The 19,275-nt window shown below is 60.0% G+C and carries 18 protein-coding genes; 15 read left to right on the forward strand and 3 right to left on the reverse strand.

Translation table 11 applies throughout. From position 1 onward, the window contains the following. Positions 1–12: 12 nt before the first annotated feature. Genes TRL7639_RS20560 through TRL7639_RS20580 form a run of 5 tightly spaced genes read left to right on the forward strand, consistent with a single transcriptional unit; the run spans position 13 to position 5,176 of the window. A complete protein-coding gene (locus tag TRL7639_RS20560; protein WP_085797776.1) occupies positions 13–1,131 on the forward strand; it encodes an aromatic ring-hydroxylating oxygenase subunit alpha in 1,119 nt (372 codons plus the stop codon). Next, on the forward strand, positions 1,128–1,967 hold the full coding sequence (locus TRL7639_RS20565; protein WP_085797777.1) for a 3-methyl-2-oxobutanoate hydroxymethyltransferase: 840 nt from the start codon (positions 1,128–1,130) through the stop codon (positions 1,965–1,967). The genes TRL7639_RS20560 and TRL7639_RS20565 overlap by 4 nt, the downstream gene beginning before the upstream one ends. Positions 1,968–1,982: 15 nt before the next feature. Then, positions 1,983–2,822 carry a 3-methyl-2-oxobutanoate hydroxymethyltransferase gene (locus tag TRL7639_RS20570; RefSeq protein WP_085797778.1) on the forward strand — a complete coding sequence of 280 codons (840 nt, stop codon included), beginning with the start codon at positions 1,983–1,985 and terminating at the stop codon, positions 2,820–2,822. Continuing rightward, entirely contained in the window at positions 2,801–4,117 is a 1,317-nt protein-coding gene (locus tag TRL7639_RS20575; RefSeq protein ID WP_085797779.1) for a M24 family metallopeptidase, read from the forward strand. The genes TRL7639_RS20570 and TRL7639_RS20575 overlap by 22 nt, the downstream gene beginning before the upstream one ends. 27 nt (positions 4,118–4,144) lie before the next feature. Beyond that, on the forward strand, positions 4,145–5,176 hold the full coding sequence (locus tag TRL7639_RS20580) for a sterol desaturase family protein (RefSeq protein ID WP_085797780.1): 1,032 nt from the start codon (positions 4,145–4,147) through the stop codon (positions 5,174–5,176). A 163-nt stretch (positions 5,177–5,339) separates the two neighbouring features. Here the strand turns inward: TRL7639_RS20580 and TRL7639_RS20585 are convergent, their stop codons facing one another. Then, complete coding sequence (locus TRL7639_RS20585) at positions 5,340–6,215, reverse strand: LysR family transcriptional regulator (protein ID WP_085797781.1); 876 nt, start codon at positions 6,213–6,215, stop codon at positions 5,340–5,342. A 111-nt stretch (positions 6,216–6,326) separates the two neighbouring features. Between TRL7639_RS20585 and TRL7639_RS20590 the strand changes: the two genes are divergently transcribed. The 5 genes from TRL7639_RS20590 (at position 6,327) to TRL7639_RS20610 (ending at position 11,670) form a co-directional block, all read left to right on the forward strand. Then, the gene (locus tag TRL7639_RS20590; protein ID WP_085797782.1) at positions 6,327–7,484 is read left to right on the forward strand and encodes an ABC transporter ATP-binding protein; all 1,158 of its coding nucleotides are present in this window, start codon (positions 6,327–6,329) and stop codon (positions 7,482–7,484) included. A gap of 1 nt (position 7,485) precedes the next feature. Beyond that, positions 7,486–8,454, forward strand: coding sequence for a carbohydrate ABC transporter permease (locus tag TRL7639_RS20595; RefSeq protein ID WP_085797783.1), 969 nt, complete (start codon positions 7,486–7,488; stop codon positions 8,452–8,454). Then, positions 8,454–9,416, forward strand: a complete 963-nt coding sequence (locus TRL7639_RS20600; RefSeq protein ID WP_085797784.1) for a carbohydrate ABC transporter permease — start codon at positions 8,454–8,456, stop codon at positions 9,414–9,416. The genes TRL7639_RS20595 and TRL7639_RS20600 overlap by 1 nt, the downstream gene beginning before the upstream one ends. Before the next feature lie 115 nt (positions 9,417–9,531). Next, complete coding sequence (locus TRL7639_RS20605; protein ID WP_085797785.1) at positions 9,532–10,779, forward strand: ABC transporter substrate-binding protein; 1,248 nt, start codon at positions 9,532–9,534, stop codon at positions 10,777–10,779. A 57-nt stretch (positions 10,780–10,836) separates the two neighbouring features. After that, positions 10,837–11,670, forward strand: a complete 834-nt coding sequence (locus tag TRL7639_RS20610; protein ID WP_085797786.1) for a phosphodiesterase — start codon at positions 10,837–10,839, stop codon at positions 11,668–11,670. A gap of 4 nt (positions 11,671–11,674) precedes the next feature. Here the strand turns inward: TRL7639_RS20610 and TRL7639_RS20615 are convergent, their stop codons facing one another. Both TRL7639_RS20615 and TRL7639_RS20620 read right to left on the reverse strand, forming a co-directional pair. Continuing rightward, entirely contained in the window at positions 11,675–12,160 is a 486-nt protein-coding gene (locus tag TRL7639_RS20615; protein ID WP_085797787.1) for a flavodoxin family protein, read from the reverse strand. 19 nt (positions 12,161–12,179) lie between these two features. Then, the gene (locus TRL7639_RS20620) at positions 12,180–13,094 is read right to left on the reverse strand and encodes a LysR family transcriptional regulator (protein WP_165759859.1); all 915 of its coding nucleotides are present in this window, start codon (positions 13,092–13,094) and stop codon (positions 12,180–12,182) included. 102 nt (positions 13,095–13,196) lie between these two features. On the opposite strand from TRL7639_RS20620, the gene TRL7639_RS20625 reads away from it, so the two are divergent. The 5 genes from TRL7639_RS20625 (at position 13,197) to TRL7639_RS20645 (ending at position 19,232) form a co-directional block, all read left to right on the forward strand. Then, the gene (locus tag TRL7639_RS20625) at positions 13,197–14,156 is read left to right on the forward strand and encodes a Bug family tripartite tricarboxylate transporter substrate binding protein (protein WP_085797789.1); all 960 of its coding nucleotides are present in this window, start codon (positions 13,197–13,199) and stop codon (positions 14,154–14,156) included. A 65-nt stretch (positions 14,157–14,221) separates the two neighbouring features. Then, the gene (locus tag TRL7639_RS20630) at positions 14,222–14,686 is read left to right on the forward strand and encodes a tripartite tricarboxylate transporter TctB family protein (RefSeq protein WP_085797790.1); all 465 of its coding nucleotides are present in this window, start codon (positions 14,222–14,224) and stop codon (positions 14,684–14,686) included. A gap of 6 nt (positions 14,687–14,692) precedes the next feature. Further along, positions 14,693–16,207 carry a tripartite tricarboxylate transporter permease gene (locus tag TRL7639_RS20635; protein WP_085797791.1) on the forward strand — a complete coding sequence of 505 codons (1,515 nt, stop codon included), beginning with the start codon at positions 14,693–14,695 and terminating at the stop codon, positions 16,205–16,207. Continuing rightward, the gene (locus tag TRL7639_RS20640; RefSeq protein WP_085797792.1) at positions 16,200–17,282 is read left to right on the forward strand and encodes a lyase family protein; all 1,083 of its coding nucleotides are present in this window, start codon (positions 16,200–16,202) and stop codon (positions 17,280–17,282) included. Before TRL7639_RS20635 ends, TRL7639_RS20640 begins: the two co-directional genes overlap by 8 nt. Before the next feature lie 216 nt (positions 17,283–17,498). Continuing rightward, on the forward strand, positions 17,499–19,232 hold the full coding sequence (locus TRL7639_RS20645) for a thiamine pyrophosphate-binding protein (protein WP_165759860.1): 1,734 nt from the start codon (positions 17,499–17,501) through the stop codon (positions 19,230–19,232). Positions 19,233–19,275: the final 43 nt, after the last annotated feature.

A 19,275-nucleotide genomic window follows, 5' to 3' on the forward strand; every position in this document is an offset into this window, starting at 1 on the left:
AAAGGACATCCCATGTTGGATACCGCCACCCCCCGGGCGCGCACCCTCGCCGCCCGACACTACACGTCTGTCCAATCGCTAGAGGCTGACCGCGAATTGATGCTGCGCAGCTGGCAGTTGGCCGGGCACGAAACGCAGCTGGCTGAGGCGGGGCAGTTCATCACCCTGTCGCTGTTTGATCAAAACATTTTCCTTGTGCGGGATCGCGAAGGTGAGGTGCGCGCCTTCTACAATGTCTGCCCGCACCGGGGGCATCAACTGGTTGAGGGGAGCGGTAAGAAGGCGGTTCTGACCTGTCCTTATCACGCCTGGACCTTTGGGCTGGATGGCAATCTGCGCGGCATGCCCAAGCGCGATGGAACCGATGCTCCCGCGCGGGCCGAGGTTTGTTTGTCCCATGTTAGGGTCGAATCTCTGGCCGGATTTTTGTTTGTGAATCTGGATGACAACGCGCCCAGCCTGGGAGAGTTCGCACCGGGGCTAGAGGCGCAGATGCTGGAGCGCATCCCGGAGCTGCCCGACCTGTTGATCGAAGGCGACAGCGCTTACGGCCACACCTACACCTGCAAATCCAACTGGAAGGTGATGCTCGACAACTATCTCGAATGTCATCACTGCGGTCCGGCGCATCATTCGTTCGATGACATGATGAACATCGCTGAAAACCGGTTCGAGCTGTATCAGAACTATACCTATCAACACGCCCCAACCGCCCGCAAAACCAAGAATGAGGCGTTCCGGCTGGATCTGGAACACGACGTTTTGGACGGGCAATTCTGGTTCCTGTTCCCCAACACCATCTTTGGCCAATTCCCTGGTGCGCGCGGCTTCTATGCCTCACGGTTTGATCCCGTCAGGCCCGACCTGACCGAGCGGCGTTCGCTCTCACTCACGACGCCTGAACCCACTGACCCGGATATGGCCGCACGGTCTGCCGAGCGGGCGGAGTGGTCGACCAACATCGTATCGGCCGAGGATCGGGAGCTTTGTGAAAACGTTCAACGCGGGATGCATCAGCGCGGGTTCAAGCAGGGCTGGTACGTCACCGACCCAGATGCGCACGACATTTCGGAACACGCGATGCGCCATTTCCACGACATTTATCTGGCAGCTATGGACGAAGACGCATGAAAAACATCTATACATACGGTGGCCAACCCGCGCGCCGCAACCTGACCATCGACTGCCTGCGCCGGAACAAGGTCGCCGGGGTCAAGATGACCCAGGTCTCGGCCATCAATGGGGACGAGGCGCGCGCCTGCGAAGAGATGGGGATCGATATGATCACCATTTCTGATCTGGACTATGATGCGGTGCGAGCCGGGGCACCGCATACCTTCATCACGTCCAGCCAAACCATGTGCCAGTATTTCGAGCCGCAGGAATGCCTGACGGCAGCGATGAAGGCCGCTGAAAAGGGCGCCGATGCGATCTTTACGCCTCGTGGGATGGGTATTGTCGAACTGATCGCGAACGAGGGGCTGGCGGTGCAGGGCCATGTGGGCCTGGTGCCAAGAAAATCGACCCTAACAGGGGGATTGAAGACCTTTGGCAAGACAGCTGAGGAGGCAATGAAACTGCTCGACTGGATGCGCCGGTACGAGGATGCAGGCGCTGCAGCGGTCGAGGTCGAATGCGTCGCGGTTGAGGCGTTGCAGGCGATCAACCACAAGACCTCGCTGCTGACCCATTCAATTGGTGCGGGATCAGGTGGCGACATCATCTTTTCCTTCATGGAAGACATCTGTGGCGACGTCGAAAACCCGCCGCGCCACGCCAAGGCCTGGGGCGACGTCCGGTCGATCCGCAAACAACTGACTGCCGAACGTGACAAGTCGCTGACCGGGTTCCGGACCGATGTGCAATCCGGCGCGTTCCCGGATGCTGAACACACGGTGGGCATGCTGCCAGGCGAACAAGAAAAACTGCACGAGGCGCTCGCCAAATGGCAACCGCTCCACCAGTGATATCAAGGTACTACAATGAAGAACATCTATACATTTGGCGGCTTTCCGGCGACGCGAAACCTGACTGTGGCCGACATCCGGGCCAACAAGGTGGCGGGCCGCAAAATGACTCAGGTGACGTCGGTCAACCGAAATGAGGCCGCCGCCTGCGAAGAGATGGGCGTTGATCACCTGTCTATTGTGGCCGAAGACATTCACGAAGTGCGCGCCGGGGCCCCGAACACGTTTGTCACCTCTGCCGTGATGATGAGCGAACACCCCACCCCTGACGACATCCTGCGCACTGCGATCGCAGCGGCGGCGGCTGGGTCGGATGCCATCTATACCCCGCGCGGGCTGCGCAATGTGGAAATGCTGGCGCATGAAGGGCTTGCTGTGCAGGGGCATTTGGGGCTGGTGCCGCGAAAGTCCACGCTTGTCGGCGGTTTGCGCGGCATTGCCAAAACTGCAGACGAGGCGATGGTGCTGATGGATGATGTACGCCGTCTTCAGGATGCCGGGGCCTATGCGGTTGAAATGGAATGCGTCGCAGCCGAAGCGTTAAGCGAAATCAGCAAACGCACCAGCCTTGTGACCCACTCTATTGGATCGGGGTCGGGCGGTGATGTGATCTTTATGTTCATGGAAGACATTTGCGGCGATGTGGACAACCCGCCCCGCCACGCCAAGGCCTTTGGTCGGGTTGGCGAGATACGTAAAGAGCTGGAAGCGGAACGCCGCCGGGCTCTGCAGGCTTATGGCGAGGCCGTCAAAGGCGGTGCTTTCCCTGATCCGGCGATCTCGATCGCGATGTCTGCGGGTGAACACGACAAACTTTGTGAAGCACTGGATAAATGGACGACGTTGCACCAATGAACGACGCCACCGATTATACACGCACCTTTGCCGCCAAACCGCAGCCGCTGACGCTGGAACAGGCCGCGTGGAAAACGCCGCCGATGCAGTTGACCGATACCGAAGGCATGATCGATGTGCCAAGGATGCGGCGCTATCGCCAGAACCGGCTGCGCGAGCAGATGAAGGCCCATGGGATGGCGGCAGTGATCCTGACCGATCCGCTGTCGATCAGATATGCGACGGGCGTGCGCAACTGCACGCTGTTTCAGATGCATATTCACGCGGGCTATCTGTTTCTGCCTGCCGAGGGGCCGGTGATCTATTTCGATAGTGAGCCGGGTCGTGAAACCGGCGCGCAGCTCGAAACCATCGACGAGATCCGCGATGATCTTTTGCCGCTCAGCTACATGTTTGCGGGCTATCGCCATCAGGAATGGTGTACCAAGTGGGCCGCCCAGATGAAGGCCTTGGTGGATGAGCATTGTGGCGGGGAAACGCGCGTGGGCGTCGAGCGCACAGCGCCCCTGCCGCATATGGCGTTGGAACAGGCGGGGCTGACATTGGTCGATGCGGGCGAGGCGCTGGCCCATGCCCGCAAGATCAAAAGCCCCGAAGAGATCCTGTGCATGAACCAGACCATCGCGGTGGCCGAGGATGGCATGACCCGGATGCGTAACAATCTGGTCAACGGCATCACGGAACAAGAGCTTTGGTCCCACATGTGGGCCGCCAATATCGAAGGCGGCGGTGAGTGGATCGACTATCGCCTGCTGGCGTCCGGTGAGCGCACTAACCCCTGGCAGCAAGAGGCCAGCAGCCGCACCATTCGCGCAGGCGATCTGGTTGTGTTTGATTGCGGCATGGTGGGGCCGTGGAGCTATGGCGCCGACATCAGCCGCGCCTATCATTGCGGGCCGGGGCGCCCGACGGATGAACAGTGCCGCCTGTATCAATACGCCCATAACGAGGTGACGCATAACGGCGCTTTGCTGCGTCCCGGTATCTCGTTCAGTGAGCTGATCGAGCAGCGCTATTGCCAGCCCGATGGCTACAACGACCAAACCTACCCTTGCATGATGCATGGGCTTGGCATGGCCGATGAATACCCGGTGATCTACTACCCCGCGGACGAGCAGTTCCATTATGACGGCGCGTTGGAGCCAGGCATGGTCATCTGCGTCGAAAGCTATGTCGGCAAGCTTGGCGGATACGAAGGCGTCAAGCTGGAAGACCAATATCTGATCACTGAAACCGGCGCGGTCTGCCTGTCGCGCTACCCGTTCGAAGACGCGCTTTTGTCGCGCGAACTCTGATGTTTTGGCCAAAGAGGAGGAGCCAAAATGACCGATACGACACCCAGCCTGGACCAGATGTCCGCCCCATCAGCGGGTGAACAGATGCAAGATATGAGCCGCGAGTGGAACTATCACCCGGATCTGCCGCTCAAGGACCCGTCGATTTTTCAGTGGCCGCCCAATCCGGCCTATCTGATTGGCTGGCTGGCCCGCAATTGGTTGACGCTCAGCGAGCGTGTTCTGATGGCGATCCTTGCAGTGGCGCTGTGGTACTTTTTCTACCCGTCGCTTGAAACCGCGCAGAGCTTTGCCATCGGCTGGATCGCGCAGATCTACGTGATCAACTTTGTGATGATCTTTGCCGTTGCCGGTGGCCTGCACTGGTATTTTTACATCCGCAAAGGGCAGGGCAAAAAGCTCAAGTTCGAGCGTCGGGATCAGGGCAAGAACAACAAGCTTTGGGATTTCAGCGATCAGGTGAAAGACAACATGTTCTGGTCACTGGGCTCAGGCGTATTCCAACTGACCGGGTTTCAGGTGGTCACCATGTGGTTGATGGCAAACGGCTATGCGCCGGTGATCACGTTTGCAGAAAACCCGGTGTGGTTCCTGGCCTGGCTGGTGATCATCCCGATGTGGTCGGCGTTCCACTTCTACTGGGTGCATCGCTTGTTGCATCAGCCCTTCCTGTACAAGCGGGTTCACAGTCTGCACCACCGCAACGTGAACATTGGTCCGTGGTCGGGGTTCTCGATGCACCCGGTCGAGCACTTTATCTATCTGACCACGCTGTGCGTTCACTGGGTTGTCGCGTCGCACCCGATCCACCTGTACTTCCACATCGTGTTCCAGGGTCCGGGCGCCGCGATGAGCCACGCCGGATATGAGGATCTGCTGATCAAGGACAAACGCAAGTTGGCCTTGGGCACCTTCTATCACCAGCTGCATCACCGGTATTACGAGTGCAACTACGGCAACCAGGAAATGCCTTGGGATCGGTGGTTCGGAACTTTCCACGATGGCTCGCCCGAGGCGACGGCAGAGACCCGAGCGCGCAAAAAGCGGATGTTTGGCTAGTTCTGCCCCCGCAACCCGTCCAAACTGCGCCGCCTTGCGGCTTTGCGTCCTGCGGACGGCAGGGGGGGCCAGGCTCATGCGGGCAAAGCCCGCATGAGCCTGGCCCAACGGGAGGAGATGTTTCGTCAGAAACATTGACGACGGGCGGGAGGACCCCTGAGCTCTAGTCCAGTGCCGAGGCTGCTGCGATGTCGATGAAGGCGGCCACAAGGCGCAACCGGGCGCGGTCTTTGGGAGCGACGATCGCGGTTTCATGGGTTTCGGGCATCTCGACGATGGGCACCTCGATCAGCCCGCGGGAGATCAGCCCGCTGTTGCTAAGAAAGATCGCTATACCTGCGCCTTGCAGCACTGCTTCGCACATCAGCGGAAACGTGGTCATGCGGATGGTGCGGGGGAACACCACGACGTGTCGGGCTTGCGCCTGGCGTACCACCCGTTCGGTGAGCGAGCCTGCCTCTGGCAGGATGACTGTATCCGTTGCCAATTCGTGCAAGGACAGCGACGTCCGTGCCGCAAAAGGCGAATTGGGTGGCAGGTAAGCCGCATAGCGCACCTTTTGCACGACCACCTTGTCCCAATCGTCGGTCGGCGGTGGATCGGTGATTAGCCCGACGTCTGCCCGCCTCTCGCGCAGCAGCCGCGAGGCGGTGGTCCAGGCGTGAAGGGCAAAATCGATCTCGACGTCCGGGTGGGCGCGGTGGAACTGGCTGATCGCCTTGAGTGCCGGCAAAGGAGCGTTGGCGATGATCTTGATGTGCCCGCGCGCCATCGCCTCGAACCCCTGCAGCCGTTCCGAAATCGTCCCTTCGAGCGCCACCAGCCGGTCGGCCAAGTCATAGAACTCCTGCCCCGTGCGGGTCAGTGACACCCCGTCCCGGCTGCGCAGCAACAGGGGCGTGCCGACCTGCTTTTCCAGCTTGGCGACATGCTGGGTCACCGCCGATTGCGTCACGCCCAACCGGGCGGCGGCGGCAGAAAAGCTGCCTTCGCGCACGACATAGGCAAAGGCCACGAATTGATGGTGATTGGCGCGCATGAGACCTCCCTTTCGGGGGCAGCCATAGACACCATTAGTCTCACTAATATGACGTCACAAAAGTGAGAGACCGCCTGCGTAAAAAGCCTCCAAACAACTGAGGGAAACGCTGTGGCCGGGTTGAACATAGAAAACGTCACCAAACGGTTTGACGAGGTCGAGGTGCTCAAAGGCGTGTCGCTGGACGTTGCTGATGGCGAGTTTGTCTCGCTGGTTGGCCCCTCGGGCTGTGGCAAATCCACCTTGCTCCGAATCATCGCAGGGCTTGAAGAGCAGACCTCGGGCGACATCAAGATCGCGGGGCAATCGGTTGCCGGCCTGCGGGCAGCGGATCGCAACCTGTCGATGGTGTTTCAGTCTTATGCGCTTTACCCGCATCTGAGTGTGGCCGAAAACATCGCCGTGCCGCTGCGAATGCGGCGGCTGACAGCCGGGCAGCGCCTGCCATTGGTCGGTCGGTTCATGCCGGGTTCACGGGCGCAGGGGAACACGATTTCGCAAGACATTCGTACCGCCGCTGAAAGATTGGAAATCGCGCATCTCCTGGATCGCAAACCGGGGCAGCTGTCAGGCGGGCAACGCCAGCGGGTCGCCCTTGGCCGTGCATTGGTACGGGATCCTGCGGCCTTTCTGCTGGACGAGCCGCTGTCGAACCTGGACGCCAAACTGCGGGTGCAGACACGGGTCGAGATTGCGCAACTGCACCGAAGTCTGAACGCAACCTTCATCTATGTGACCCACGATCAGGTCGAGGCGATGACCATGTCCGATCGGATTGCTGTCATGATGGGTGGCCGCATCCTGCAATGTGACACGCCCGAGGTGGTTTATGACGACCCTGACACTATCGAGGTGGCTGAGTTCATCGGGTCTCCCAAGATCAACATCCTGCCACTGACCCAAGAAGCCGAGGGCCAGCTGTTCCTGTTCGAGCAGGGATTGGGCCTGCGCAGCGCAACCCGGATCGACGGGGCGGTGTCGCTTGGCCTGCGGCCCGAAGCCCTGCATCTGGCGACCGAAAACGCGGTTCTGCGTGGCACGGTGGTGCATTCAGAAAACCTGGGTTCTGAGGTGTTTGTGCAGATCGACGTTCCAGGGTTGGAAAACCGGATCACCCTGCGCGCTACCCCGGCACAGCGCGCATCCTTGCGTATGGGTGCGCAGGTGAGTCTGGGGTTCGACGCCTCGGCGGCGTTGGTGTTTGACGGAAACGGCCACCGCGTCCGCAACATCCAAATCGCTACCCGCACCGCGGCTGAGGTGGCATAACATGGCGGCCCTAGACACAACGCCCCCTTCGATCACCAACAACGCGCAGGCGCAGGAACGCCGCGCGGCCTGGTCGCTGACGGCACCTGCCTTGATCCTGATGGTGGCGATCCTGTTGCTGCCGGTGATGGTCGCGCTGGTCCTGTCCTTCACCAACTACTCGCTTGGCAACGACAGCTTCGACTGGGTCGGGGCCAAGAATTATGATCGGCTGTTTTCGCGGTCGACTTATGAAAAGATGTTCGTCGCGACGTTCACCTATGTGGTGACGGTGGTCCCGATCTCGGTCGGGCTGGGATTGGGTGCGGCACTGCTGATCAACTCGCTTGGCCGATTCCGCGAGATTTACAAAACCATCTATTTCCTGCCGGTTATGGCAACCTTGCTGGCGATGGCGATCGCGTGGGAGTTCATGCTGCACCCGTCCATCGGTATGATCAATCGGACGCTTGAGATGGGCTGCGGTACGGTGGTCGAGGCGATCTGGCCTTTCATGGCCACCGGTTGTGCCGATGGCTTTCCGGTCTGGCTGGGGGACAAGCGCTATGCGATCTGGGTGATCTGCTTCATCGGCATCTGGCAAGGCTTTGGCTTTAACATGGTGCTTTATCTTGCGGGGCTGACGGGCGTTCACCGCGAACTCTATCACGCGGCGGAAATGGATGGCGCCAAATCGGCGTGGGAGCGGTTCCGCCTGGTCACATGGCCCGCGCTTGGCCCCACCACCGTCTTTGTCGTCACCATCAGCTGTATCCGCGCCTTTCAGGTGTTCGACACGATCGAGGCGTTCTGGCCCCAGGGCGGCGGTCCCAACAAATCCACCTACGTGATGATGTTCGCCATTTTTGAAAAGGGCGTGCAGCAGAACCTGATCGGCATCGGCTCGGCCATCACTGTCCTGTTCCTGATCTTTGTCATGTTCCTCACCCTGATCCAGCGCTGGCTGGTCGAGCGAAAGGTGCACTACTGATGACCCGCGACTGGTGGAAACATCTGATCCTGATCCTGGGTGTGATCGTCGTCATCGCGCCGTTCTACATGATGGTCAGCTATTCGTTCAAATCGCCGGGAGAGATTGACCGGGGCGAGGGCGGCTTTTTCGGGCGGCAAGAGCTGATGGTTGATCCGCGCTGCGTTGCCTTGCGTGACCCCAGTCGTGAAGATATCGCCGCTGCTGCGGACCGGTTCCCCGGCCAAAGTGCACGGCAGATCGGTGACGCTCTGGTGACCGAAGCTGAGGCGGATTGCTCGATGCGCCCAGTGGTCTTCAACTATTCCAAAGCCTTCACCGAGGCGCCGCTGCTGCGCTATCTGCTCAACGGCGTGATCGTCACCGTGTCGATTTTCCTGTTGCAGGTCGTGGTAGCGCTGCCTGCGGCCTATGCGCTCGCCAAGCTCAAGTTCTGGGGGCGCGAGGCGGTGTTTGGGCTGGTGCTCTTCTGCCTGCTGATCCCCGTGCATGCCATTGCGCTGCCGCTTTACATCCTGCTGGCCAAGCTGGGGTTGACGAACACCTATGCCGCGCTGGTGGTGCCCTGGACGATCTCGGCCTTTGGCATCTTCCTGATGCGGCAGTTCTTTATGACCGTGCCGGATGACTTGATCGACGCCGCCCGCATGGACGGGATGGGAGAGTTCGCGATCGTCTGGCGCGTCATGCTGCCCACAGCGATCCCGGCGCTACTGGCCTTTGCCATCTTTTCCATCGTTGCCCATTGGAACGACTATTTCTGGCCACGCATCGTGGTCACCGGCAACCGCGATCTGTTCACCCCGCCGCTTGGCCTGCGCGAATTCAAAGGTGACGGGGATGGCAGTTTCTTTGGCCCGATGATGGCCACTGCCACCGTGATCGTCACGCCGCTGATCGTCGCCTTCCTGATCGCGCAACGGCGCTTCATCGAAGGGATCACCCTGAGTGGCATGAAATGAAACCGGGCGTGCCCGATAAGGGCACGCCCAACCCAAGATCCCAACAGGGATGAACCCCGGAGCCGCCCGTCTGCAAACTTCTGGCTCCAAGACCCGGCAAGAGAGGACATCTTTCATGAAACTGACTGCCACCGCAATGGCCCTGGCCCTGACCGCCAGCGCCGCCTTCGCCCAAGACAAAGTCACGGTCGAGTTTGCCTATCCCTACAGCCACCTGTTCGATGTGACGTATGAGGCGATGATGCCCGCCTTTGAAAAGACGCACCCGAATGTCGAGATCAAGTTCCGCGCCACCTACGAATCTTATGAGGACGGTACCAACACCATTCTGCGGGAATCTGTTTCGGGCAACCTGCCAGACGTAACCATGCAGGGTCTGAACCGTCAGCAGATCCTGGTCGACAAGGGCATCGCCAAGTCGCTGGAACCCTTCATCGAGAAAGAAGCGGACTTTGCCAAAGAAGGTTATCACGACGCAATGCTGTCGTTATCGACCTTTGGCGATGACGTCCACGGTTTGCCGTTCTCGGTCTCGCTGCCGGTTGGGTATTACAACATGGATGTTCTGAAAGAGGCTGGCATCGAAAAGCTTCCAACCACCTGGGACGATGTCATCGCTGCTTGTGAAACCATGAAGGCCAATGGCACCAAAAACCCGATGTTCTGGGGTTGGAACATCACCGGCAACTGGTTCATGCAGGCCCTGATGTGGAGCCAGGACAAGGCCATCGTCGACCAGGGTCGCGTGACGCTGGACAGCCCCGAAGCTCTGGCGGCGCTGGAGCAGATGCAGGACATCTTCACCAAATGCGAAATGCAGAACCTGGAATGGAAAGCCGCGCTGTCTTCGTTCTCGGCGGGTGAGATCGGCATGATGTTCTGGTCGACCTCCGCTCTGGGTGCCGTGGAACGCTCGCAGGGCGAGTTCGATCTGAAAACCGGCCCGTTCCCCGGTATGGGCGAAACCCCCAAGGGTCTGCCTGCAGGTGGCAACGCCGCGATGCTGACCTCGACCTCGGATGACCCGAAAGTACAGGAAGCGGCCTGGGCCTGGCTCAAATTCATCACCAGCGGTGAAGGTGCAGCCGAGGTCGCCAAAACCACCGGCTACATGCCACCCAACAAGGCGGCGAACGAGGTGATCCTGGCCGACTTCTATGACCAGAACCCCAACAAGCAGACTGCTGTTGATCAGCTGCCGCTGCTGCGCGACTGGCTGGCCTATCCGGGTGACAACGGTCTGGCGATCACCCAGGTGATCTATGACGGGATCGAGCGCATCGTGACCGGTGACGCCACCGATATGAAAGAACTGCAGCAAGAGATGGTCGAAGAAGTCGCCGATCTGCTGCCCAACGGCTAATTCGATCATCGGTCGCCCGTGATTTTGCGGGCGACCGTTTCAATTTCAGGACTTCCTATGAAAATCATCCATATCTCGGACATCCACCTGACCCTCCCCGGCGAAGAGATGGGCGGGCTTGATCCGCATGCCCGGTTCGCCCGCGCCTTGGCTGATGTGGCCAGAAACCATCCTGATGCCGCGCGTATCGTCATCACCGGCGACCTGACCCATTGGGGCGAAGAGGGCGCGTATGAAGCGCTTAAGGCTGCTGTCGCGGGGGCGCCTGTTCCAGTTTGTCTGATGATCGGCAACCACGATGATCGCGCCACGTTCCGTGCGGTTTTCCCAGAACACCCCGTAGACGCGAATGGTTTCGTCAACCATGCTGAAACGATCGATGGTGTCCGGTTCATCTATCTCGACAGCGTCGGTGACAAGACCCATGCAGGCCATTTCTGTGCCAAGCGCCGCAACTGGCTGCGGGCCGAGCTTGAGGGGTGTGACCGCGCCCGGATTTTCCTGCATCACAACCCGATGGAGCTTGGTCTGCCAGCCGAGGACAAGATCGCCCTGGTGGCCGAAGACCGGCCCGGCTTTCGCGCGCTGCTCGAAGAGTTCTCTGATCGCATCGACTATGTTCATTTCGGCCATGTCCACGCGCCGATCCATGGGCGCTATGCCGGCGTGCAATTTGCCAGCGTGCCCTCGACCGGGAACCAGTCGATCCCGGATTTGAACGAGGCAGAGCTGCTGCAAGGCGCGCCGATGGAGCCGGGGTATTTCGTACTGTTGATCAATGGCGATGATACCATCATCCATCAGGTGCCGTTCGATTGGAGCGGTCCAGTCTATACAGCAGGCACGGAATGGGACGACTGGGCAAAACCCGATGCCGCCGCCGCCGAGTGAGCGATCAGAACACCCCCATGCTGAGCCCAGCCCCAAGCGCCTGACCCAGGTCTCGGCACGGGGCCAGCTGATCGTCGCTCAGAACCTTCGGGGCCAATATGGCCTCGGGGGTTTGGGCGTGGGTGCACAGGATGATCGCGGGTTGCACCTCGTTCAGACGCCAGCCTTGGGCAATACGAGCGATTTGGCGCACGGCGCCCTGTCCATCTGATCCGGCACAGATCATCTGGGCATAGGCGCGCCCCTCGATTTGGCCCAGAACTGGATAGTAACAACGGTCAAAGAAGTCCTTCATGATCCCCGACATGGTCGCCAGGTTTTCCGGTGCGCAAAAGATGTAACCCGAGGCGGCCAGAACATCCTCTGGTCTTGCCTGGCTGGCCTCTTTCAAAACCGTGTGTGTTTCATCCTTGGCCGCGTCATAGGCGGCTTCGGCCATCTGCCGACTGCCGCCGGTGCGCGAGTGATAGACGATCAACAGGGCTGACATGTGCTCTATGCTCCGGGGTTCACGCAACCGCCAGGGTTGGGCTGTTATCGGCCAGTGTAGCGGTATGTTCCGACAGGATCGCCTTGAAATCTTCGAGCGCTTTGAACGATTTCTGGGCCACCGGGTCGAGAATGCCAAAAGTCATCCAGCGCGCCGGGCTCAGCGGCACCAGATCGACAAGCCCAGGCCGGATTTCTGCCGCGCTCAACTCATCCGCGATGGTGACGCCGGCCCCGGCAGCCACCAAGCCACATGCGGTCTGGGACGAGGCAACCTCGACCGATTGCTTGGGCGACACTCCGGCCGAGCTGAAGATGTCATCCAGCTGTTCGCGCAGCAGCAGACCATGCATCAGACGGATGACAGGTTCGTCCACCAAATCTTCGGCTGTGACCTCGGCGCGATTGGACAGGGGATGACCCAACGGCAAAACCGCTTGCCCGCGCACTCGGATCAGGGCCTGTGTTCGGATGCCGGGGTGCTGGACGGGTAGGGCGCCGACCCCGATGTCATAGGCGCGCCCGGCCAACCATTTGCCTGAATCCCGGCGGCTGCGCACATCCAGGCTCACGTTGACTTCGGGGTATTCCTTCATGAACCTGGCAATCGCCGGAATGGTCACGGCCTGCGCGATGCGCGGCATGGTCACGATCCGCAGGCTTTCGGATCGACCGGCACGTATTTCGGCGGCGATGCGGGGCACCTCGTCGAGATTGTCCAGAATGCGCCCGGCCTCGCGGTAGAATGACATGCCCTCTGGTGTTGGGGTGAGTGCCCGCCCGCTGCGATCAAAGAGGGTCAGCTTGAGTTCCGCCTCAAGCCCCGAGATAAGTCGGCTGATCGCCGGTTGGCTCAGGTGCATAATCTCGGACGCAGCGGTCAGGGACCCCTCGGACAGGGTGGTGCGAAAGGCGCGAAGAGCCTTGATGTTCATCTGCAAAGCTTTCGAATTTTGCAAGAGTATGAAACATCTTTGCATTTTTTGCAAACGACCATCTCCCGTAGTGTGAATACGATCTAATTTGGGAGGACCCTCATGAAACGCAGAACTCTGATTGGCGCCGTTGCCGCCACCATCGCACTGACCGTTTCCGCGACTGCCAGCCTGGCTGCGGATTGGCCCAAGCGCCCCATCAACCTGGTTGTGCCCTACAAGGCCGGCGGCGGAACCGACGCTTATGCCCGCGCTATTTCGGCCGCAGCCGAGGGCGTGTTGGATGTGCCGGTCGTTGTTGTGAACAAGCCCGGCTCGGGCGGCCTGAACGGTGCGAACTCGGTCGTGGGTGCGCGTCCTGACGGCTACACCATGATGATGACATCGGGCGGTTCGTTCCTGCTGTCGACCATGACCCGCGACACCAAGATCGACGCGCTGGACAGCTTTCAGTTCGTTGCTCAGGTTGGTCAGCTCCGCACCTCGCTGATGGTGCCCAAAGACAGCCCGTTCCAGTCGGTTCAGGACGTGATCGACGCGGCCAAGGCCAACCCCGGTAGCTTGCGTTGGGCACATTCGGGCCGCGGTGGGTTCCACCACGTTGGCGGTCTGGGCTTCCTGGCCAACAACGACATCGAAGCCCAAGACGTTCCCTTCAAAGGGGGTGGACCGACCCGTGCCGCTCTGATCGGTTCGCAGGCTGACTTTGGCTTCCTGGGTGTTCAGCAGCTGGCCGGTTTCGAAGAACAGCTGCGCGCTCTGGCCGTCAACAGCCAGGACCGCGACACCATCATGAAGGACGTCCCCGCTTTTGGTGAGCTGGGTATTCCTTTCGCCGCCGTCTCCTCGCCGGTGATCGTGTTTGCTCCGAAAGACACCCCGGCCGAAGTTGTCGCCGCGATGGAGGCCGCCCTGGCCGAGATCGCTGCCAAGCCCGAGTTCGCCGAACTGCTGGCGTCGCGTGGCACCGGTCCGGTCTATCAGAACGGTGCGGATGCCAAGGCGGGCCTGACCGCGATGAAGGCAGACGCTACGCCGCTCGTCGAAGGCCTGAGCAAGTAAACTCCACTCACGACCGGGCCGCCAAAACGGCCCGGTCGATTTCTTTCTGACTGACGGAGGATACCATGCGTGCATATGCCGAAGGGTTGGTTCTGACCGCGATTTCGCTGGTGGCCCTGTGGGGCGCCTGGCAAGTCCCCGGTGCCACACCCGGTGACACCTGGGCCGGGATCGTGCCCTTTTCCGCAAGCCTTGCCCTGTTGGTGCTGTCAGGTCTGATGATCCTGGGTGCGTCGCAACAGACCGCATCGGGCGAAGACAAGACCGACCACGCCGCCACGTTCGAAATCATCAGCTTGTTCCTGATCGCCTTGATCTATCAGCAGTCGTTCCGCTGGTTTGGCTATCTGCTGCCAACGGGCATAGTCGCCCCCATCGTCCTCTACATGTTCGGTGTGCGCAGCTGGCTCGGTCTGGCGCTGTCGGTGGTGATCTGCCCGCTGGTATTCCACGTCATTTTCTTCGAGCTGCTGGGGGTGTTCCCACCCTTTGGCGAGGTCTTTGACCTACTCGACTGGATCAAGGGGTAACGGGCTATGGAAATCTTTCCCGCAATGCTGTCGGTCATCACTGATCCGACCCTTCTTTTTGCCATCGTTCTGGCCGCTGCTGTCGGCATGATCGTTGGCGCCACGCCGGGCCTGACGGCCTCGGCCGCGATCGCAATGCTATTGCCGATCACATTCTACATGCCGCCGCTCTTTGCGTTGGCGTTCCTCTACGTGATCGGGAAATCGGGCCGCTATGGCGGATCGATTGCCGCGATCCTGTTCAATACTCCCGGCACTGCAGCTTCTGCCGCCACTCAAATCGACGGGTATCCTTTGGCCCGCGCGGGCAAGGCCGGGAAGGCGATGAAGGTGGCCACCATATCGTCGGTCATCGGGGATCTGATGGGAGATATCCTGTTGGTCGTTGGTGTCGGCTTCATCGCCGCGATTGCCCTGAAACTGGGCCCGCCAGAAACCTTTGCAATCTACTTTGCCGCCTTTGTCGTCATCGGCTCGGTCATTGGCAGCTCGATTACCAAGGGGCTTGCCTCGGCTGTGCTTGGCATCCTGATCGCGATGATCGGCCTGGACCCGATTTCAAGCGAAGAGCGTTACACTTTCGGCTCGTTTGATTTGTCGAACGGCATCGGCCTGGTGCCGCTGATGATCGGTGTCTTTGTTCTGGGGGAAGTGTTCGCCCAGATGGAATCGCGCCGCAAGGCGGCCGGTGACGTCGAAGAAAACGAAAGCGAAGGCGATGGCAATTCACTGACATGGGAAGAATACAAACCCTGTCTGCCGCACGCACTGCGAGGTGGCTTCATCGGCGCTGGCATCGGTGTACTTCCCGGTCTTGGGTCTGCAATCGCCGCGTTTATCTCGTATGGTGAGGGCAAGCGCCGCGCCAAGAACCCTGAAAAGTGGGGCAAAGGCGCACTGGAAGGTGTCGCTGCGCCAGAATCGGCCAACAACGCCGTTTCCGGCCCTTCGATGGCACCGCTGTTGACGCTGGGTATTCCCGGATCAACCATTGGTGCGATCCTGCTGGGTGTATTCCTGATCCACGGCATTCAGGTGGGGCCGACCTTGTTCCTGACGGACAAAGAGTTGGTCTATAAACTGTTCGCCTGCGGTATGTTGGGCATCCTGGCCTATGGGCTCATCGGGTACTTTGGTGCCACTCAGGTCGCCAAACTGATCCTCAAGATCCCGACCAACGTGCTGTATCCACTGATCTTCCTGACGGCATTTGTCGCCTCATACTCGGCCCGCGGATCGATGTTTGACGTGACCGTGATGACCGTAGCGGGATTTGGTGGCTGGCTGATGCGCAAGTATGACTTCAACATTGCCGCCTTTGTCATCTCGTTTGTGCTGGCCAAGGGCGCAGAAGAGACCTTCCGCCAATCCCTGCTGATGTCGGATGGTGGTGCGCTGATCTTTGTCGAGCGTCCGGTTGCTCTTGGCTTCCTGTTGCTTGGCGTTGTTGCGATCGCCTTTCGGGTGCGCGGCATGATGAAAGAGCGCAAGCTGGCGCAGGGAGGTCTGGGTGATGCTTGATTTCGGCCTCTATCGTGACTGTTTCTCCAGCTCCGATATGCGGTCGATCTGGTCCGAGCATGCGACGATGTCAGCCTGGTTGACGGTCGAGCAAGTGCTGGCCGGGCAACAGGCCAAACTGGGTCTGATCCCGGTCGCAGCGGCCGACGCCATTAACGCGGTGTCGGTCTGCGATCTGGATCAGGGTGAACTGCAACACGAGATGATGCGGGTGGGTCGCCCAATTGTTGGTCTGGTCAAGCAGTTGCGCGCCCAGGTTGGCGATCATGGCGCGCATGTCCACTATCGCTCGACCACGCAAGACATCATGGACACTGCCGTAGCGTTGCAGATGAAGCTTGGGCTGGAGCATATCCAGGACATGATGGGGCGGATCGACACGGCGCTGGCGCGCCTGATCGAGGCGCATCCCGATACCCGAATGATGGGCCGTACCAACGGACAGCACGCGGTGCCGATCCGGCTGGCGACCAAGCTCACACTCTGGCAGGCCGAGTTGCACCGCCGGTCGGATGCCCTGACCGAGGCCGCGCGCCGCGGCCTGAATGTTCAGGTCGGGGGTCCGGTTGGTGATCTGCGCGGGTACGAAGACGGCGTTGGCTTGCAAGTCAAACAGGGGGTCGCGGATGCGTTGGGGCTATTCACGACCGAACCGCATTGGCAAAACGCCCGCGATGGTGTGGCCGATGTGGTGGCGGCCTTGGGGTTGCTTTGTGCAACGCTCTGTAAGATCGCACACAACGTGAACCTGCTGTCCTCTTCGGACATTGGCGAAGTTTACGAGGTGCACGAACAGGGCAAAGGTGCATCATCTTCCATGGCGCACAAGCGCAATCAACGCGCGTCCGAGTTCGGCGAAGCGGTGGCTCGTTTGGGTCGCCAGCGAGCGGAACAGATCGGTGAGTTGACGCAGCACGAGCACGAACGCTCGGGCGGTGTCTGGATCGCCGAATGGGTTGTTGTACCCGAGGTCTTTCTACTGACGTCGGGTGCGGTGTCCTGGACCGAAACCATGTTCAACACGCTGACCGTCAACAGCGACGCGATGCAAGACAAGCTGCCCGGCGCAGCTTAACCGAGCTCCCTCGCCTGGTCCGGAGACAAAATGGACCGGGTCTCTCCCCTTGAGTCGTCGATCCCGCTTCGGATCGGCGGCTCATTTTTTTTGCTTCGGCGTTATATGGAGGGCGATAAGTCAGCGCTTACGAGCTGAATGTTGATCTGTGTGGAAAATGGTATTACAAGCTGTATACAATTTTACGACTCCCAGATCCGATTGGACCCCTCCGCGATGACCAACACCACACCGGCCACCCTGAACGGCGCTCAGATCATCCTGAAAATGCTGGAGCTCCACGGCGTTGAGCATGTATTCGGCCTGCCCGGCGAAACCACGATCGGCTGGTACAAGGAGTGGCGCGAGAACTCGAACATCGAATATGTGCTGACCCGAGATGAACGCACGGCGGCCTATGCGGCCGAGGCCTATGCCAAGATCACCGGCAAACCCTGCGTGCTCGAAGCGCCAAGCCCCGGCGTGACCCACTGTACCCCTGGCATCACCGAGGCCTATCTGAGCTCGGTTCCGATCATCTATTTCAGTTCGGACATTCCGATCAATCAGGACAAGAAGCACGGGCTGACCGGGGTCGACCAAACCGCGCTGTATGACAGCATCTGCAAAGAAAGCTTTACCCTGACCAACGCGCGCGAGATCCCGTTCATGCTGCGCCGTGCGTTCCGGGTGGCGACCTCGGGCCGTCCGGCACCGGTGCATATCCGCGTGCCGATCAATGTCTTTCAAGAAGAGGCCGAGGTCGATGACCTTTATGCGTCGCCCGAATACGGCAGCTATCCCGCGCATCGCCCGGTTGCGGACCACGGCAAGATCCGCGAAGCCATCGAGGTGCTGCTGTCCGCCAAGCGCCCCGCGATTGTCTGCGGGCAGGGGGCGTTGATCTCGCGCGCCACGCAGGCGGTTCTGGACTTGGCAGAGCTGCTGCAGATCCCGGTGGCAACCACAACGCCGGGCAAAGGCACGATTCCGGAAAACCACCCGCTTGCGCTGCGGGTGATCGGCGGGCGCGGGGGGATGGAATACTCCAACGCATACGTGCGCGAGGCGGACACGATATTCTTTGTCGGCAGCAACACCGACAGCGCGGCCACGGATCATTGGCGACTGTATGGTGATCCCAAAACCAAGACGTTCCTGCATCTGGATATCGCCGAGGCGCATGTGGGCAACATGTTCCCGGTCAAGGTCGGTCTGGTCGGGGACGCGCGCGCGACGTTGGCGTACATGGTAGAGATCATCAAATCCGAACACCCCGATCTGCGCCGTGATGAGATCGATCTGAACCCGATCAAGAAGACTGCGTTGGACAAGGTTTTCAACTCGAACATCCCGATGCCCGAGGGCACGGTGTCGCCGGTGAAACTCAGCCAGGCTTTGGACAAGATCCTGCCCGCCAATGCGATCGTTACGTCTGAGCCCGGGGTGAGTGCGATCTACCCCTCGGCCTTGCTGACGATCAAGGAACCAGGGCGGCGCTATATCACCAACTACTCGATGGGGGCGTTGGGGTATTCGGTGCCGGCGGGGTTGGGTGCGTCCTATGCCTCTGACGGTCCGGTCATCTCGTTCACCGGGGATGGGTCGTTTGGCTTTGTGCTCGGCGATATGGAGACCATTCGCCGGTCGGGCAAGAATGTTACGGTCATCCTCAATCGCAATGACACCTTTGGTTGGATTCGGGGTGAAGCGATCCTTCTGGATGATGTGGACGAGCCCTGGTCCACCGACTTTGGCGCGGTGGATTACGTCAAACTGGCTGAGGCGTTTGGGTTCAAGACAGCGCGGATCACGTCAGAGGATGACATCGAGACGATCCTGCAAGAGGCGATCGCGCATGAAGGTGCCAGCTTTATCGAGATGATGGTGCCGACACAGGACAAGATCATTCCTTTCGTGCCCAACTGGGTACGGGCCGCAAAGGCAAAGAACTTGCCGTACTTTGAGTAGCATCCGAGCGCTTCCTTTCCGGATCACGGAACGCAGGGCAGCG

Origin of the sequence: Falsiruegeria litorea R37 (genome assembly GCF_900172225.1) — a bacterium.
Taxonomy (GTDB): Bacteria; Pseudomonadota; Alphaproteobacteria; order Rhodobacterales; family Rhodobacteraceae; genus Falsiruegeria; species Falsiruegeria litorea.

Coding starts and splice junctions, on each gene's coding strand:
- TRL7639_RS20635 (WP_085797791.1), top strand. CDS start 14,693: ATGGAAATCTTTCCCGCAATGCTGTCGGTCATCACTGATCCGACCCTT.
- TRL7639_RS20645 (WP_165759860.1), top strand. CDS start 17,499: ATGACCAACACCACACCGGCCACCCTGAACGGCGCTCAGATCATCCTG.
- TRL7639_RS20595 (WP_085797783.1), top strand. CDS start 7,486: ATGGCGGCCCTAGACACAACGCCCCCTTCGATCACCAACAACGCGCAG.
- TRL7639_RS20620 (WP_165759859.1), bottom strand. CDS start 13,094: ATGAACATCAAGGCTCTTCGCGCCTTTCGCACCACCCTGTCCGAGGGG.
- TRL7639_RS20600 (WP_085797784.1), top strand. CDS start 8,454: ATGACCCGCGACTGGTGGAAACATCTGATCCTGATCCTGGGTGTGATC.
- TRL7639_RS20570 (WP_085797778.1), top strand. CDS start 1,983: ATGAAGAACATCTATACATTTGGCGGCTTTCCGGCGACGCGAAACCTG.
- TRL7639_RS20640 (WP_085797792.1), top strand. CDS start 16,200: ATGCTTGATTTCGGCCTCTATCGTGACTGTTTCTCCAGCTCCGATATG.
- TRL7639_RS20560 (WP_085797776.1), top strand. CDS start 13: ATGTTGGATACCGCCACCCCCCGGGCGCGCACCCTCGCCGCCCGACAC.
- TRL7639_RS20565 (WP_085797777.1), top strand. CDS start 1,128: ATGAAAAACATCTATACATACGGTGGCCAACCCGCGCGCCGCAACCTG.
- TRL7639_RS20580 (WP_085797780.1), top strand. CDS start 4,145: ATGACCGATACGACACCCAGCCTGGACCAGATGTCCGCCCCATCAGCG.
- TRL7639_RS20630 (WP_085797790.1), top strand. CDS start 14,222: ATGCGTGCATATGCCGAAGGGTTGGTTCTGACCGCGATTTCGCTGGTG.
- TRL7639_RS20615 (WP_085797787.1), bottom strand. CDS start 12,160: ATGTCAGCCCTGTTGATCGTCTATCACTCGCGCACCGGCGGCAGTCGG.
- TRL7639_RS20610 (WP_085797786.1), top strand. CDS start 10,837: ATGAAAATCATCCATATCTCGGACATCCACCTGACCCTCCCCGGCGAA.
- TRL7639_RS20605 (WP_085797785.1), top strand. CDS start 9,532: ATGAAACTGACTGCCACCGCAATGGCCCTGGCCCTGACCGCCAGCGCC.
- TRL7639_RS20625 (WP_085797789.1), top strand. CDS start 13,197: ATGAAACGCAGAACTCTGATTGGCGCCGTTGCCGCCACCATCGCACTG.
- TRL7639_RS20585 (WP_085797781.1), bottom strand. CDS start 6,215: ATGCGCGCCAATCACCATCAATTCGTGGCCTTTGCCTATGTCGTGCGC.
- TRL7639_RS20575 (WP_085797779.1), top strand. CDS start 2,801: ATGGACGACGTTGCACCAATGAACGACGCCACCGATTATACACGCACC.